Origin of the sequence: Streptomyces sp. NPDC051677 (assembly GCF_044453465.1) — a bacterium.
Taxonomy (GTDB): Bacteria; Actinomycetota; Actinomycetes; order Streptomycetales; family Streptomycetaceae; genus Streptomyces.
Window position 1 is genome coordinate 13,994 of the sequence record NZ_JBITCT010000055.1, and the last position, 15,861, is coordinate 29,854.

At 71.5% G+C, this 15,861-nt stretch carries 8 protein-coding genes and 1 pseudogene; 3 read left to right on the forward strand and 6 right to left on the reverse strand.

Annotation, left to right across the window (positions count from 1 at the left end; genetic code table 11):
* Positions 1-116: 116 nt before the first annotated feature.
* The 4 genes from ACIBAF_RS41230 to ACIBAF_RS41245 all read right to left on the reverse strand — a co-directional run bounded on the left by ACIBAF_RS41230 (position 117) and on the right by ACIBAF_RS41245 (position 10,385).
* Positions 117-1,397, reverse strand: a complete 1,281-nt coding sequence (locus tag ACIBAF_RS41230; RefSeq protein WP_399470523.1) for an MFS transporter — start codon at positions 1,395-1,397, stop codon at positions 117-119.
* Positions 1,397-8,599, reverse strand: a complete 7,203-nt coding sequence (locus tag ACIBAF_RS41235; protein ID WP_399470525.1) for an amino acid adenylation domain-containing protein — start codon at positions 8,597-8,599, stop codon at positions 1,397-1,399. Before ACIBAF_RS41235 ends, ACIBAF_RS41230 begins: the two co-directional genes overlap by 1 nt.
* Positions 8,600-8,706: 107 nt before the next feature.
* A complete protein-coding gene (locus ACIBAF_RS41240) occupies positions 8,707-9,990 on the reverse strand; it encodes a M18 family aminopeptidase (protein WP_399470527.1) in 1,284 nt (427 codons plus the stop codon).
* Positions 9,991-10,160: 170 nt separating this feature from the next.
* Positions 10,161-10,385, reverse strand: a complete 225-nt coding sequence (locus ACIBAF_RS41245) for a hypothetical protein (RefSeq protein WP_399470529.1) — start codon at positions 10,383-10,385, stop codon at positions 10,161-10,163.
* A 194-nt stretch (positions 10,386-10,579) separates the two neighbouring features.
* Here ACIBAF_RS41245 and ACIBAF_RS41250 point away from each other — a divergent pair, with 194 nt between their 5' ends.
* Positions 10,580-11,509 carry a LuxR C-terminal-related transcriptional regulator gene (locus ACIBAF_RS41250; RefSeq protein WP_399470531.1) on the forward strand — a complete coding sequence of 310 codons (930 nt, stop codon included), beginning with the start codon at positions 10,580-10,582 and terminating at the stop codon, positions 11,507-11,509.
* A gap of 144 nt (positions 11,510-11,653) precedes the next feature.
* Here ACIBAF_RS41250 and ACIBAF_RS41255 read toward each other — a convergent pair whose 3' ends face one another.
* A complete protein-coding gene (locus ACIBAF_RS41255) occupies positions 11,654-12,370 on the reverse strand; it encodes a transposase (protein ID WP_399470533.1) in 717 nt (238 codons plus the stop codon).
* Between the two features lie 255 nt (positions 12,371-12,625).
* On the opposite strand from ACIBAF_RS41255, the pseudogene ACIBAF_RS41260 reads away from it, so the two are divergent.
* Both ACIBAF_RS41260 and ACIBAF_RS41265 read left to right on the forward strand, forming a co-directional pair.
* Positions 12,626-13,117, forward strand: a pseudogene (locus tag ACIBAF_RS41260) (acyl-CoA dehydrogenase family protein); the annotation flags it as partial.
* A gap of 36 nt (positions 13,118-13,153) precedes the next feature.
* Entirely contained in the window at positions 13,154-13,912 is a 759-nt protein-coding gene (locus tag ACIBAF_RS41265; protein WP_399470535.1) for an SDR family NAD(P)-dependent oxidoreductase, read from the forward strand.
* Here the strand turns inward: ACIBAF_RS41265 and ACIBAF_RS41270 are convergent.
* Positions 13,900-15,171: an amidohydrolase family protein gene (locus ACIBAF_RS41270; RefSeq protein WP_399470537.1), complete on the reverse strand. Its 1,272-nt coding sequence runs from the start codon at positions 15,169-15,171 to the stop codon at positions 13,900-13,902. The two genes, ACIBAF_RS41265 and ACIBAF_RS41270, sit on opposite strands and share 13 nt — an antisense overlap.
* Positions 15,172-15,861 lie beyond the last annotated feature (690 nt).

Consider the following 15,861-nt stretch of genomic DNA (forward strand, 5'->3'; position numbering starts at 1 on the left):
AGAGATCCGTTTCTGCTGCTGTGTGGGCAGCGCGGGAGGGCGCGCTCGCGTCGATCGGGCCGAGGGCGCGCGGGGGCAACGAGAGGGGGAGAGGAGGCGAGACGAGGGGGAGACGCTCAGACGGCGGCGGACTCCGGCACGGGGTGCGCGGCGATCGCCCGGACGTGGGAGAAGAGCAGGGAGCCCCCGGCCAGCAGGATTCCGGCCGCGCCGAGCACGAGCACCGGAAGCGTGCCGAGCCAGCCTCCGAGCGCGCCGCCGGTGAAGGCGCCGGCCGGGGCCACGCCCATGACCACCATGCGGATCGAGGCGTTCATCCGGCCCTGCAGCCGGTCCGGGGTCAACGCGGCCCGCAGACTGCGCTGGTTGATGTTGTAGACGATCACCATCATGGAGTCGACGAAGTACATGACGGCGATCAGGAAGGGCGCGGACCAGGCCGGTACCAGGGTCGCGGTGGGGATCAGCAGCGCGGCCGAGCCTGCCAGCAGTAGCGAGCCGACGAGGGTCCGGCCGAGGCCCAACCGGCGGCTGACCCGAGCGGCGATGAGGGCGCCGACGAGCGCTCCCGCGCCGGAGGCGGAGAAGACCAGGCCGATGGAGAACGCCGGCAGGTCCAGACTGCGGGTGAGGAAGAGCAGGAAGACCGGCTCGACGGCGAAGGTGAAGAAGTTGAAGATCACGGTGGCGAGCACGAGCCTGCGGATGGTGCGGTGCCCGAAGACCGCCTGGGCGCCTTCCCGGATCTCCCGTAGCGCGCTGGGCCGTTCTTCGGGCGCTGGGCCCCGCGGCGCCGGTTCCCGGTGCCGGATGCGGAAGGTGAACGCTGCGGACAGCAGGTAGGCCACGGAGTTGAACAACAGCGCCAGCGGCGCCGAGACCAGTTGCAGCACCCCGCCGCCCAGCGCGTTCCCGCCGATGTTGGAGGCCGAACTGCTCAGCTCCAGCTTGCTGTTGCCCTCGACGAGCTGGTCGCGGCCGACGAGCGAGGGCAGGTACGAGGCGCTGCCGATGTCCGAGACGACCGTGCAGAACCCGATGAGCAGCGCCATTACGAGCAGCACGGGCACCGACAGCAGGTCGAGCAGCCAGCTCACCGGAATCGACATGAGCAGCCCGGCACGGACGACATCACTGAGGATCAGCAACGGCCGCTTGGGCCGACGGTCCAACCAGACCCCGGCCGGCAGGCTCAGGACGAGGTAGGGCACGTACTCCATCGCCACCAGGGCACCCATCTCCAGCGGGCTGGCGTGCAGGGTGCGGCTGGCGATGAGGGGGACCGCGATCGCGGTGATCTTGGCGCCGAACAGGGAGGCCGTCAAACCGAACCAGAGGTTGCGGAAGTCGGTGTTGCGCCACAGCCCCGTCCGCGGCACCGGGATGAAACGGGCCATCAGACCCTCCTCGCGGAGTCGAGGGTGTGCAGGACGGTCGCAGCGTGAGGTTCGCGCACCATCTCGTGGTGGCCGGCGGCCAGGGTGTGCACCGTGAACCCGCCTCGGGCCAGGGCCTGCCAGCGCGCCGCCGCGCCGGTGCGGACCGTGGCGGTGCCGGCGAAGAAGTGCACGAGGCCGTCGTAGGGGGCGGGGCGGTGGGCGGCCATGGCCCGCAGATTGCGTTCGAAGACGGAGTAGTGCCGTATCAGTTGACGGTGGTCGAGGCTCGTTAGCTCGCGCAGCCGGGCGGCCAGGACGCGCAGCCCCTCCTCGTGGTCGCGGGCGGCGGCCAGTCCCCGGCGCAGCGCCTCGTCCACGGGCAGGCCGGCGGAGAGCAATGTGTCCTCGGCGAACGCGAGCAGCATGCCGTGCGGTGCCGCGGGCTCCAGCGAGGGGTCCGGGTATCCGCTGTCGATCAGCCCCAGCACCTCCACCGTCTCGCCTGCGGCGCGCAGCCGCCGGGCCATCTCGTGGGCGACCACTCCGCCGAACGACCAGCCGCCCAGCCGGTACGGCCCCGAGGGCGCCACCCCGCGGACCGTCTCGAGGTGGTACCCGGCCAGATCGGGGACGGAGTCCAGCGGCCGCTCACCGGGCTCCAGACCCGGCGCCGGCAGGGCGTGGCAGGGGCGTCCGGTCGGTGCGGTGGCGAAGTCGCGGTAGCACAGCACCCCGCCGCCGGCCGCGTGCACCAGGAACAGCGGAGCCGCGGGACCGTCCCCGCCCAGCCGCACGGCGCGCGACGACGGCATGGTGTCCGGGGCGCCGCGGCGCAGGAGCTCGGCCTGCCGGGCCACCGTGGGACGGGACAGCACGAAGGAGACCGGCAGGTCCGTGCCGAACTCCGCGTTGATCTGCGCGACGAGCCGTACGGCGGTGAGGGAGTGGCCGCCGCAGCGGAAGAAGTCGTCTTCCACCCCGAGGCGGTCGATGTCCAGCAGACGCCTCCACATGCCGAGCAGCCGTTCCTCGGTCGCGTCGGACGGCGCGGTTGGCCGGCCGACTTGAGGGGTGCCGCGTTGCGGCGCTGGCAGGGCCTTGCGGTCGAGCTTGCCGCTGGTGGTCAGCGGCATCGCCGCGAGCGGCACCCAGTGGGCCGGGACCATGTATCCGGGCAACCGTTGCGCGGCGAACGCGGCCAACTCTTCGGCGTCAGGCACGGTTCCGGCGGCGGTGACGTAGGCCGCCAGGTGCTCGCCGTGCACCAGGACTGCGCACTCGTGCACCGCGGGATGGGCGGTCATCGTCCGCTCGATCTCCTGTAGTTCGATACGGAAGCCACGCAGCTTGATCTGGGAGTCTCGGCGTCCCCGGTACTCCAGCGTGCCGTCGGGCAGCCAGCGTGCCAAGTCGCCCGTACGGTACATCCGGAGCCGCCGCCCGCTCTCGTCCGTCCGCTCTCCGAACGCGGCGTCGGTGAGATCGGGCCGGCGGTGGTAGCCGAGGGCCAGCTGGACGCCGCTGAGGTACAGCTCCCCGGTGACACCGACCGGCACGGGCAGGCCCCGGGCGTCCAGGACGTGCGTACCGGTGTTGGCCACCGGCCGACCGATCGGCACCGTCCGGGCGCCGGGCGCGCACTGCCAGTGCGTGACGTCCACGGCCGCCTCGGTCGGCCCGTACAGATTGTGCAGCTCCACGCCGTCCAGCACCCGGAAGAACCGGTCCTGCAACTCGGTGTGCAGTGCCTCGCCGCTGCACAAGACCCGCTTCAGACCCGTGCACCGGTCGGCGGCCGGATCCTCCAGGAACGCCTGCAGCATCGACGGCACGAAGTGCGCAGTCGTGATGCGTTCAGCTGTGATCAGCCGTGCCAGATAGGCCGGATCGCGGTGGCCGCCCGGTCGTGCCAGGACCTCCACGCCGCCCGCCAGCAGCGGCCAGAACAGCTCCCACACGGATACGTCGAAGGTGTACGGCGTCTTGTGCAGCACGGCCTCGCCCGGCCGCAGCGCGAACGTCTCCTGGTGCCACAGCAGCCGGTTGGCGATGGCCCGGTGCGAGACGACCACGCCCTTGGGGCGGCCCGTCGATCCGGAGGTGTAGATCATGTAGGCCGGTTCGTCGGGGAGGGGCTCCGCGCAGGCGAGGACGCCGTCACCGGACGGGGGCGCGGCGAGCGCGTCGTCGGCGACCAGGACGCGGACGCCGGGCAGCACGTCGAAGCGGCCGGCCTGCTCCCGGGTGGTGACCACCGTGTCGATGGCGCCGTCGGCGAGGATGCCCTGCACCCGCAGGTCGGGGGCGTCCGGATCGAGCGGCACGTAGGCGGCACCGGCCTTGAGGATGCCCAGCAGCACGACGGGCAGGTCCACGCAGCGGTCCATGACGACGGCGACGAAGTCACCGCGGCCCACCCGATGGGCGTGCAGCACCCCGGCCAGGCGGGCCGCCCGGCTGTCCATCTCCTGGTACGTCAGCTGCTCGCCCTCGCAGCGCAGGGCGACCGCGTCGGGGGTCCGGGCCACCTGCTCCTCCACCAGCCGGTGCAGCAGGGAGGGACTGGTGTAGTCGCGGCCGGTGGCGTTCCAGGCGGTCAGCCGCCGCAGGTCCCCGGCGCTGGGCAGACCGGTGTGGTGGTACGTCTCGTCGGCGCGCGTCGCCAGCGCGTCCAGCGCCTCGGCGTAGAGCCCGAAGAAGCCCTCAACCTGTTCACGGCCGAACTGGCCGGGGTCGTATCGCAGCCCCAGGGTGAGTCGGCCGTCGGATGTGTTCACCGCGAACTCGGCGCCGAAGGCGAAGTTGGTGCCGGCGGAGCTTTCGGACTCCAGCACGTCGATCTCCGCGTGACCGGCGAGGGAAGTCTCGACGTGGAAGTGGGTGTAGTTGAAGAACGCCTCGAACAGCGACGGATGCCCGGTGACGCGCATGATGTCCGCCAGCGGGAACCTGCGGTGCCGCTGCGCGTCGGTGTCCGCGGCGGCGACCTCCGTGACGAGGTCGGCCCAGCTGCCACCGCCGAGCCGGACCCGCAACGGCAGGGTGTTGAGGAACAGACCCAGGCACTTCTCGGCGTCCCGCTCCTCGCCCCGACCGTTGTAGACCACTCCGGACACCACATCGTCGGTCCCACCCAGCACCCCCAGCACCCGCACGTGTGCCGCCAGCAGCACCGAGCGCAGCGAGACGCCCAGCCGGTCGGCGAGCCGGGTGAGACGCCCGTGCAGGGCGGCCGGCAGCGGCGCCGCGTGGAAGGCCGCGCGGGAAGCCCCGCCAGCCGTGTCCGCCCGCTCCGGCAGCCGAGGCAGCTCGGTCACAGCCATGCCGTCGAGGCGGGAGATCCAGTGGCGGGCGGCGTCCTCGTCCTGGACGGCCTCCCGTTCGAGAGCGACGTAGGAGGAGAAACGCGACGCGAGGGCGTTCCTCGGCCGCTCCTGGCGCCCGTGCAAAGCGTCGCCGTAGCGCAGCAGCAGTTCGGCGAAGAGCGAGCGCTCGCTCCAGCCGTCGAGGATCGCGTGGTGCTCGGTGACGAACAGCTGGCAGGTGTCCTCGCTGAGCCGCTGCACGTGGAACCGGATCAGGGGCGCCCGCTCGCGGTCGAACGGCGTGGCCGCCTCGTGGGCGCGCCGGGCCGTCACGGCGGCTGCCCGCTCGCCGGGGGTCAGCCCCCGCAGGTCCTCGAAGGTCACCGGCGGCGGTACGGCGGCGTGGACCAGCTGCAGCGGCTCGCTGAACCCGTGCAGGGCGAAGGAGGTACGCAGCACGTCGTGCCGGGCGCAGACTGCGGCGACGGCCGTGACCCAGGCGTCCTCGGACCAGGCCGCCCGCAGGCGGTAGGCGGAGGTGTTGTGGTAGACGCCGGTGCCGCTCGCCGACAGACTGGTGTGGAAGAACATGCCCAGTTGCAGCCGGGTCATCGGGTAGGCGTCCGCCAGGCCCGCGGGCAGCCGCGGGCGGTCCTGGGCCGCCACCAGACGGAACGGCTCGGCCCGCGGCACCTCGGCGGCCGCCTCACGAACGGTGGCCACCTCGGCGAGCCGGCGGATGGTCTGGCAGGTCAGCAGGTCGATGAGGGAGAAGTCGACGCCCGCCGCCCGGGCGGCCGCGAGGAGCGGGATGCTGCGGATCGAGTCGCCGCCCAGGGAGTGGTATCCGTCGTCGATGCCCACCTGCGGCTGTCCCAGGGCGCTCGCCCAGATCTCCGCCAGCTGGTGTTCCAGCGCCGTGCGTGGTGCCGTGTACGTCGTCGCGGTGGCGGTCGGTGTCCTGCGCGGATCGGGCAGCCTGGACCGGTCGACCTTGCCGTTCGCCGTCAGCGGGAAGTCGTCCACCGGGCAGAACACGCTCGGGACCATGTAGTCGGGCAGCAGACCCGACAGATGCCGCCGCAACTCCTCGTCGGGCAGCGGGTGCTGGGCGGCACCGTCCGTGCGCGCCACCGTGTAGGCGGCGAGGTACGAGTGTCCGGCATCGTCCGTACGCAGCGTCACCACGGCCGCGGAGACCCGTTCGTGGGACACGAGAGCCGACTCGATCTCGCCCAGCTCCACCCGGAAGCCGCGCAGCTTCACCTGGTTGTCGATACGGCCCCGGTATTCGAGGTCGCCGTCGGGGAGGATCCGCACCAGGTCACCCGTTCGGTACAGCCGGTCGTCCCGGCTGTCGGGCGCGAAGGGGTTGGCGACGAAGCGCTGCGCGGTCAACTCCGGCCGGTTCAGGTATCCGAGCGCGACGCCCGCCCCGCCCACGTACAGTTCACCGACCGCCCCCGTGGGCACCGGCTTGCCCCGCCCGTCCAGCACGTACAGCCGCAGGTCGGGGATGGGCACGCCGATCACGCTGCCCTGGCCGGAGTCCAGGTCCGCCTGCCGGATCGGCCGGTAGGTGACGTGCACGGTCGTCTCGGTAATGCCGTACATGTTGACCAGGAGCGGGGCCTCGTCGCCGTGCCGTTCGAACCAGGGCCGCAGCGCCCCGGGGTCGAGGGCCTCGCCGCCGAACACCACATAGCGCAGCGCGAGCCGGCCGGCCGTGTCCGGGACTGCCTGGAGGTCGGCGCGGACGAACTGGGTGAAGGCCGACGGAGTCTGGTTGAGCACGGTCACGCCCTCGGCCCGCACCAGTTCGTGGAAGGCCACCGGGGTCCGGCTGGTCTCGTAGTCGACGACGACCAGCCGGCCGCCGAAGGCCAGCGCGCCCCACAGCTCCCACACGGAGAAGTCGAAGGCGTAGGAGTGGAAGAGCGTCCACACGTCCTCGGTCCCGAACCCGAACCAGGCGTCTGTCGCCGAGAACAGCCGGACGATGTTCTGGTGCGGCACCAGGACCCCCTTGGGGCGGCCCGTGGAACCCGAGGTGTAGATGACGTACGCCAGGTGGTCGCCGCTCACGGTGACGTCGGGCGCGCTGTCCGGGCGGGCGTCGATGGCGGGCGCGTCCTGGGTGAGGTGCACCACGTGGCCCTTGAAGTCCGTCCATTGGGCGGCGGCCGCGTCGTTGACCAGCAGGGTGGTGATGCCGGAGTCCTCCGCCATGAACCGCAGACGCTCCGCCGGATAGGCGGGATCCAGCGGCAGATAGGCGCCGCCCGCCTTGTGGATGGCCAGGACGCAGGCCACGAGGTCCGCCGACCGGTCGACGCTCAGTCCCACCAGGGTGTCCGGGCCGACGCCCAGGTCCCGGAGGTGGTGGGCGATGCGGTTGGCCATGCGGTCGAGGTCCGCGTAGCTGAGGTGCTCGCCCTGGAAGGTGACGGCCGTGCGGTCGGGCGTCACCCGAGCCCAGTGCGCGAACTGCTCGTGCGCAAGCGGGAGATGCTCTGAGGAAGCGGCGTCGTCAGGCGTCCGCAGCCAGCGTGAGCGCTCCTGGTCGGTGAGCAGGTCCAGACGGGAGACGTGCGTGCCGGGCTCGCGCACCGCGGACTCCAGGAGCCGGCCGAAGTGCTCGGCGAAGAGTTCCACGGTGGCGGCGTCCAGCAGATCGCTGCGGTACTCGATGGAGCACTCGATTCCCTGAGGCGTCTGGTACACGTCGAAGAGGAGGTCGAACTTGGCGCTGCGCAGCTCCGAGGAGATCTGCGTGAGCTCGACGCCGGGCAGTTCCCAGCGCAGGTCGCCGTCCTGGTTCATGCCGAACATCACCTGGAAGACCGGCGAGGTTCCCTCGCTCCGATCGGTGTTCTTCAGGGCGGCGATCCACTCGAAGGGAATGTCCTGGTTGTCCTGAGCGGCGAGCACGGTGCCCCGCACCTGGGCCATGAGCTGCGCGAACGTCGGGTCGTCGGACAGGTCGGCACGGATGACCGACGTGTTGACGAACAGCCCTACAGTGTCTTCGAACTCGGCGCGGTTGCGGTTGGCCACCGGGGTGCCGACCACGATGTCGGTGTGCCCCGTGTACCGGCTCAGCAGCACGTCGAAGACGGCCAGCATCCCCATGTACAGGGTGCTGTTGGAGGCCACGCACAACTCGGCCAGCTGCTCGACCGCCTGCCGCGGGGGTGTGAAGCGGTGGACGGCGCCCGGGCGTTCGGGTCCCGCCTCCGGTCCCGTGCGGCTCGTGGGGTGCCGTAGGAGAGGCAGGTCTCCCTCCAACTGCGCACGCCAGTACTCCTCGTGCCGGCGGGCGGCCGGACTCGCCAGCCACTCCTCCTGCCAGGCGGAGTAGTCGGCGTACTGGAACTCCGGCGGCTTCTGGTCATCGGGCCGTCCCTCGGTCAGCGCCCGGTAGCCAGCGGTAAGTTCGCGCAGCAGCACCCCCGCCGACCAGCCGTCGCAGACGATGTGGTGCAGATGGAGCACCAGGATCCGGCGGGTAGCCGTGACCCGCAGCAGGAAGACGCGGAACAACGGACCGCGTTCGAGGTCGAAGGGGCGGCGGGTTCGCGCCCGCAGCCAGTCGCGGACCCGGTCCGGGGTGGCGTCCTCCCCGGCCTCGTCGACCTGCCAGTCCAGCCGGGCACGGGCACTGATCAGCTGCACCAGACGGCCGTCCCGGACGGCGAACCGGGTACGCAGCGACTCGTGCCGGTCCACCAGCCCCTGGGCGGCGGCCCGCAGCGCGGACTCGTCCAGGGGGCCGTCCAGTTCGTAGCACAGCGGCACGTGGTACGTCGGCGAACCGTGCGCCAGTTCTTCGAGTACGTACATGCGCTGCTGTGCGCGAGAGGCCTGGAACTCGTAGGTCTCTCCCTCGAACAGATCAGCATGACCGACAGTCACAAGGTCCCCCTCGTAGATGGACGAATTCCGTGCGGCCGGAGCCTGTTGCGTTCCTGGTGAGCACCCCGGCGGACGGCCGCTTGCTCGTACGCAGTGCGGTGGATGTTTCAGGCGGCGGACAAGAAGGCGGCCAGTACGGTGGTCAGCAGCAACGGGTCGTCCGCGCCGCACAGTTCGCGCGCTGAGTGCATCGACAGTCCCGCCACGCCCACGTCGATGGTGGGCACGCCCAGCCGGGCCGCGACCGCGGGGCCCAGCGTGGTACCGCAGCTGAGAGAGCCGTCGGCGACGAACTGCTGCCACGGCGTCCCGGTCCGCTCGCAGATCCGGGCGAACATGGCAAGTCCTTGCCCGTCGGTGCCGTAAGCCTGGTTGGCACTCGTCTTCACCACCGGCCCTCCGTTGGGCAGCGGGCAGTAGTCGGGATCGTGACACTCCGGCTGGTTCGGGTTCACGGCATGGGTCATGGAGGTGGAGACGTAGTACGACTGCGCGAGCGCCCGCTCCTCGTCCTCCGCCGCGCCTCCGCGTGCGGTCACCGATCTGCTCAGGACCTCCTCCAGCAGCCGGCTACGCACTCCCGCTCCGGACCCGCCGCCCGCCTCCTCGTGATCGAAGGCGACGAGCACCGCCACGGGAGCCGAACACACCGCCCCGAGAGCGGCGACGTCGGTTATGGCAGTGATCCCGGCATGCACCGCCACGAGGTTGTCCAGCCGGGAGGCGACGAGGAACTCCTCCCGGTCGCCCAGATAGGCGGGCGGCTGGATGTCGTGGAGCATCAAGTCCCAGCCCAGGATCTCGTACAGGTCCGTGCCCGACTCGTCCGCGATACGGCCGAGCAGCGACCCGTCCTCGGCACCGCCCAGGCCCCACACGGGCGCGCTGTGCCGTCGCGGGTCCAGCCGGAAGGGGCCTCCCGCACCGGCGTCGGGGCCGACGGCCGGACGTGGGATGCGGAGAAGGGGCCGGTCGATGCAGACCAGCCGGGTCGATCCGTCACGCAGGGCGAGTCGGCCCGAGATCCCCAGATCCCGGTCGAACCAGGAGTCGAGGGGCACGTCCCCGTAGGTCTCCACGGCCGCCTGTCGCCACCCCAGCGTGCTGGTGTCCGCGGACGGCTTGATCTTCAGGTTCGGGGAGTCGGTGTGAGCGCCCACGATACGGAAGGGAGTCCGCGGGCCGGTGCCCGCGGGTACGTGCCAGGCGACCAGGGCGCCCCCGCGGACGACGAAGTGTCCCCCCGTAGCACCGGAGTAGGCGTCCGCTTCCCGCTGCCGGCGAAACCCCGCCCTCCCCAGCATGTCCGCCGCGCTCGCCACCACGTGATACGGGGAGGGGCTGGCCGCGATGAACGTCATCAGGTCATCGCAGTGACTTCTGTCAGCCACGAGGTTCCGCCTTTCGCTATGGCTGCGTCGGATGGCTGCAACCGGTTGCCTGCAGAGGGTCGGCTGCGTCTTCGCTGTGGTTGCATCGGGAGTGGGGCGCGGTCCTCCCACCTCTGTCAGGAGCCGGACGGCGTGGCACCGGAGTCGGAGGGAGCCCGCGGCCGCATCGCCTACTGCGCCCGGTCACCCCAGCCCGAGTCGTCCGCGATCTGCTGCGCGCCGGCGCCCCAGCCGGAGTCGTCACCCGCCGCGGCCTGGACAGAGTGCGGACCCCAGCCGGAGTCGGCCACCGGGGCCGCGTTAGCGACGCCGGCGACACCGGACGCGCACACGCCCAGAACGGACAGTGACACAACAGCGCAGGACAGGGCGGCGGGGCGGAACAGACGACGCATGAAACACCACTTTCGGGCTGTAAGGGCCAGTTCTCTTGCGGTGACTTCATGCTTACGGACGGGAACGGCTTCACCCACGCCCGGAAGGGGCCATGAATGTAACCTGCATACTTGTGAACCAAGAGCAATCCGCCGTTACTCCTTGTAAATGCGACATATCGACCGGCGCTGCTCCGTGCACACGCGCGGCAGAGATGTACCGACGCGTGCTGGAGGGGGAGCGACTGCCCTCCCAGGAGGTGCCCGACTGCCTGCATGACCTGCAGCTGGTCATGGCGGACCCCCACGCCCCGGGCCGGGTCGTCGCCGTCCCCCCGGGACCGGCGGCTCACTCGGTCCTGAACCCCCTGCAGGATGTGATCGAACAGCAGCAGCGCACGGTCCGCTCCCTTCAGGCGACCTTCGCGTCCTTCGAAGAGATCTACGCGGATAGCAGGAAGGACGAACTGCCCACGCTGACGCTGCTGAAGGGCGGGGAGCTGATCAACAAGGCACTGGAGGACGCGGTCGAGAACTGCCACGAGGAGCTGATGACCGCTCAACCCGGCGGTGGCCGGGCTCCCCACGTGCTGGGCGAGGCGCTTGCCAGGGATCTGCGACTGCTCGACCGCGGAGTGCGGCAACGGACGATCTACCAGCACACCGTCCGCGCTCACCGCGCGACCCTCTCCTACATTGAGAAAGTCGCCTCGGCGGGAGCCGAGGTCCGTACCCTGGCCGAGGTCTTCGAACGGCTGATCATCTGTGACCGTCAGGTGGCCTTCATCCCCGTCTCGGACGACCGGGGCGCGGCAGCACTGCAGGTACGGCACCCGGCTCTGTTGCGCTTCATGACCCAGTCCTTCGAAAGCGCGTGGGCACGTTCGGTGCCCATCGAGCCGGAGCAGTCACCGGTCCGACCGCCGGTCATCACCTCCGACATCCAGCGGGCCATCCTGTCCGCCGTGGTCTCCGGCGAGACCGACGACTCCATCGCGCGTCGCCTGGGAATGAGCCGACGCAGCGTCGCCGAGCACGTCCGCAAGGTGTCCCAGCAGCTCAGCAGCACCAGCCGGGCACAACTGGGCTACCTTCTGGCGCTCTCGGGTTTTCTCGACGAGGACGGCGGGGCACAGTTGGGGTGAGCGGGAGCCCGCCCCTTACCGCAGCCTTCGACGGCGTCGAGGAACAGGGCCCGGCTGGAGCCCACGGCTGCGCTGGTCTTGTTTCACATACGACACGGGGCACGGAGGTTACGGCCAAGGCGCAGGTCTCGCGCCCACCCACGTTCACATGTAACGGTGATCCGCGGCGACCTGGTCGACGGTGATGCTGGGACGCCTGCGAGACCAGGCCGTGACCGGGGCTCCGGTGGCGGGCAGGACCACGGTGTGGCCCGTGACCGCCAGCAGCCAGCGGATGCCCCGTGCGCTCAGCCCGGTGCGGAAGGCGACGTTGGTGCCGTAGTCGCTGTCCGCGACGACAAGCGGTGGTGCCAGGCCCCACCGGCCGAGTTCGTCGAGCAGGTCAAGGGTGATCCGCTGTTTGGTGCGGTGCGCGATCTCGGGCGGAACACCTGCCTTCGCGCAGCGTGACCGGTCCTCGGCCCAGCTCTGCGGCAGGAACAGCCGCCAGTGCAGCGGCGACGACCCCCGGCCTGAGACGGCGTGCACAGACACCGCGACCTGGCACAAGTGCTGCTCGCGCTCGCCGCAGTACGGCACGATCGCGTCGGCGGCGCCATGCCCGTAGCGGACGAAGGGGTGATCGTCGATCAGCCAGGCCGACGGCCTCAGCACCCAGTGCGCACGGGCCGCCCCACGCCGCATCACCTCCCGGTAGTCCCAGGGGAGACTGGGCGACGAAGTGACCAACGTTCTGCCGGGAGATGCCCAGGCGCTCCGCCATCGGTTCCGCCGACTTGCGTCTGCCGTCCAACATCGGCCCGCGCAGGTACTGCCGTCCGTAACCACGTTGGCCCGCGTAGGCCAGGTACGCGAAGACATCGCCCGTGAACTCGGCGAGGCCCGCGTTCAGTTCCTCAATTGCCTGTCGCTCCATCCCCCTACGGTCCTCGCCACAGACATGGTCAACAGCTACTTCACGAACTGATCGAGGACCATGGCCAAGCTCTGCGCGAGGGGATTGACAACCCGCGCAGATCGCGCAAGCGAAAATGGTCGTGCCGCCGGTGGTCACTGTGTGTATTGATGCAGTGGACGCATTCGGCAGAATCGAGTATTGCTCACCGCCAGCACGGCGTACGGGTGCCGGTCGCGAACCGGCTCGGCGAGGAGGGCGCCGCCTTCGGGTACCTGGGCCACAACCTGCCGCAGGAGCGGATCACCGTCGCGGTGGGGTCGGTGGCGCAGACCCGGGCGGCACTGGACACGACGATCGAGTACGTGAAGGAGCGCAAGGCGTTCGGGCGGACGGTCGCCTCCTTTCAGAACACGAAGTTCGAACTCGCCTCTGTGGCAGCCGAGTTGGAGGCGGCACAGACCATGCTGGACCGGGCTGTCCTCGAACTCGTGGAGGGAAGGCTCTCCGGCGCCGACGCGGCCAAGGTCAAGCTCTTCTGCACCGAGACCCAGGCCCGTGCCGTCGACAGGTGTCTTCAACTCTTCGGCGGATACGGCTACATGCTGGAGTACCCGATCGCCCGGCTGTACGCGGACGCGCGCATCACGCGCATCTACGCCGGGACGAGCGAGGTCATGAAGGTCGTCATCGCCAAGTCCCTGGGGTTGTGAGACGTGGGGACGACGGGACAGGGAGGACGGTGCGGCATGGAGGACTTCGCGGACCGGCCCGGCGTCGCGCTCGTCGCGGGGGGAACGGGCGCGATCGGCGCCGCGGTCGTACGGACGCTGGCGGCACGCGGCAGCGCGGTGGCGTTCACCTACCGGGCCCGACGGGAGACGGCGCAGGCCCTCGCCGACGAGGTGAAGGGCGCCCTGGCCGTTCCGCTGGACCTGACGGACGAGGCGGCCACGGCCCGGGCGGTGACCGGGACCGCCGAGGCGTACGGCGGCATCCACACGCTCGTGTACGCGGCCGGCCCGCATGTCCCGATGCGGCATCTCAGCCGGGTGACGCCGGGCGAGTACCGGGCCCAACTCGAGGCGGACGCCGTGGCGTTCTTCAACCTCGTGCATCCGGCGCTGCCCGTTCTGCGCCGCAGCCGGGGCAGCATCGTCGCCGTCACCACCGTCGCCACCCGGCGCTTCCCGGTGCGCGACGGGCTCTCCTCGGGCGCGAAAGGCGCCGTCGAGGCCGTCGCCCGCGCGCTGGCCGCCGAGGAGGGACGCTACGGGGTCCGCGTCAACTGCGTCGCGCCCGGCATGCTCACCGACGGCAGCGCGGGCCGGCTGATCGCGTCGGGCGAACTGGACGACGACGCTCTCGCCGTCACCCGGCGCAACATCCCGCTGCGCCGGTTCGGGGAAGCGGCCGACATCGCCGAGGCGGTGTCCTTCCTCGCCTCGGACCGGGCCGGGTTCATCACCGGGCAGGCGCTGGGGGTGGACGGCGGCTACAGCGTGTGAATCGGCCGCCCTCCGACGTACGCGGCCCGTACGACGTCCGCGGCGAGGGCGTCGAGCGCCTCGCGCAGGGGTACGTGGAGCAGGCACAGATCGGCGGCGGCGCCGATCTCCAGCCTGCGGGCCTCCGCGGGCTGTTCGGGGCGGCCGAGGAACAGGTTCAGCGCGGTTTCCGGGGTGACGGCCTCCCCGTCGCCCCGCTCCACCGCGGCCCGCATCACCGCCCACGGGTCATGGGCGCCGTACGGCGCGTCGGTGCCCGCGGCGACCGGGACACCCGCCTCGGCCAGGCTGCGGCAGCGGTACAGGTGCGGCCGGTCGTCGGAGGGGACGTCGGCGGCGTAGGCCCGGGCGCGTTCCACGGGGAAGTGCGGCTGGGTCACCACGGTGACGCCGAGCCGCCGGATCCAGTCGATCGTCTCCTCCGGGACGACGGCCGCGTGCTCGATCCGGTCGCCGACGGCCGGGCCGGCCTCGTCCAGGGCGAGCAGGGTCACGAGCAGCTGCACCCGGGTCACGCAGTGGACGGCCACCGGCCGGGGACGCAACCCGGCCACAGTGACGGCGAGTTGGGCCGGGGTGGGGAGGGTCAGGTCGTCGAGCATGAGCTTCACCGGCGGGTCGACGCCCATCACGACGAGCCGCTGGGGCAGCACCGACAGGATCTGGGCCAGGCCGTGTCCGGGGTGGGGGTCGGCGTTGGTGAACCCGGTGACCCCGAGCCGGGCCGCGCGCCGGCCCACCCCCTCCAGGTCGAGGCGTACGGGCGGGACGAGGTGCCTCAGCCGCTCGTCCTCCCGCCAGAAACGCCCGTCGCGGCCGCCGTCACCGTGGCCGTCGAGGCCCGTCGCGCGCAGCGCGGCGCTGTTCAGGACCCACATCGCGCCGCTGCGATGCTGGACGCGCACCGGCCGGTCGGCGGCCACGTCGTCCAGCACCCACCGGTCGAGCTCGCCTGCGACGCTCTCGTGATAGCCGACGGCCCGCACCCACTCCCCCGGGGCGCCGCCGCGCAACGCCGCCGCGAACCCGGCGCGGCCGTGCACGTCGGCGGGGCCGACCCGCACCGAGGCCGCGTCGGCCGCCAGGGCGGCCAGGTGCACGTGGTGGTCGTGCAGCCCCGGCAGCAGGGCGCCGCCCCGCCCGTCCACGTCCACCGGCCCGGCCAGTCGCCGTCCGATCTCCACGACCCGCCCGTTCTCGACGCGTACGTCGACCCGGCCCCGGCCCGCCAGCTCCACGTCCCGGATCAGCACGCCCACACCCGGGACCGTGCGCGTGCCACTGCCCGGACGACCGCGAACCCGCACGGCGCCCCCGGGCCGCCCTCAGCGTCCGGCACGGACACCAGTGAACCCGCACACCGGGCCAGGACCCCGTCACTCCACAGCACCCGCCCCTCCTTTCCACAGCCCCTGGAATCATCGCGGCCCGACCCCGACTCGGCGAGCGCCGCCGCACACACGGGCGGGGCTCGTGCGCCTACCGGTGCTGTGGAGCCGCGTACCCGCAACTCGACGGCCGGGTCGGCCGGTTGGGCCGGTGACGGCCTCGGCGGAGGCCCGGAGCAGACCGATCGCCGTGTCGTCGTTGCCGGCGAACACCACGGTGACGTCCGGGAGCCGGGCGAGCTCCCGGCCCGCCGCGTATCCGGAGGCGGTCGTCCAGTCGCCCTCGGCGGGCAGCGGCGGCTCGGGCTCGGGCGCGCCACACGGTGCGGCCTGGACGACGGCGCCGCGCCCGCGTGCCGTGTCGACCGGGGCACACAGGCCGACGAACGGTAGGTCGGTCCCCGGGACCGCGACGGGGTCGGCTCGACGACCACGTAGTCAAGCCGGTCGACGACCTCCCGAGGACCGGCTTGACTAGTGGTCATTCCAGTCTTCGCGGCAGTGCGGGCCACGTCAAGGCCTGTCCCACGGGACGGCTCCACAAACCCTTCCCGGTCACTC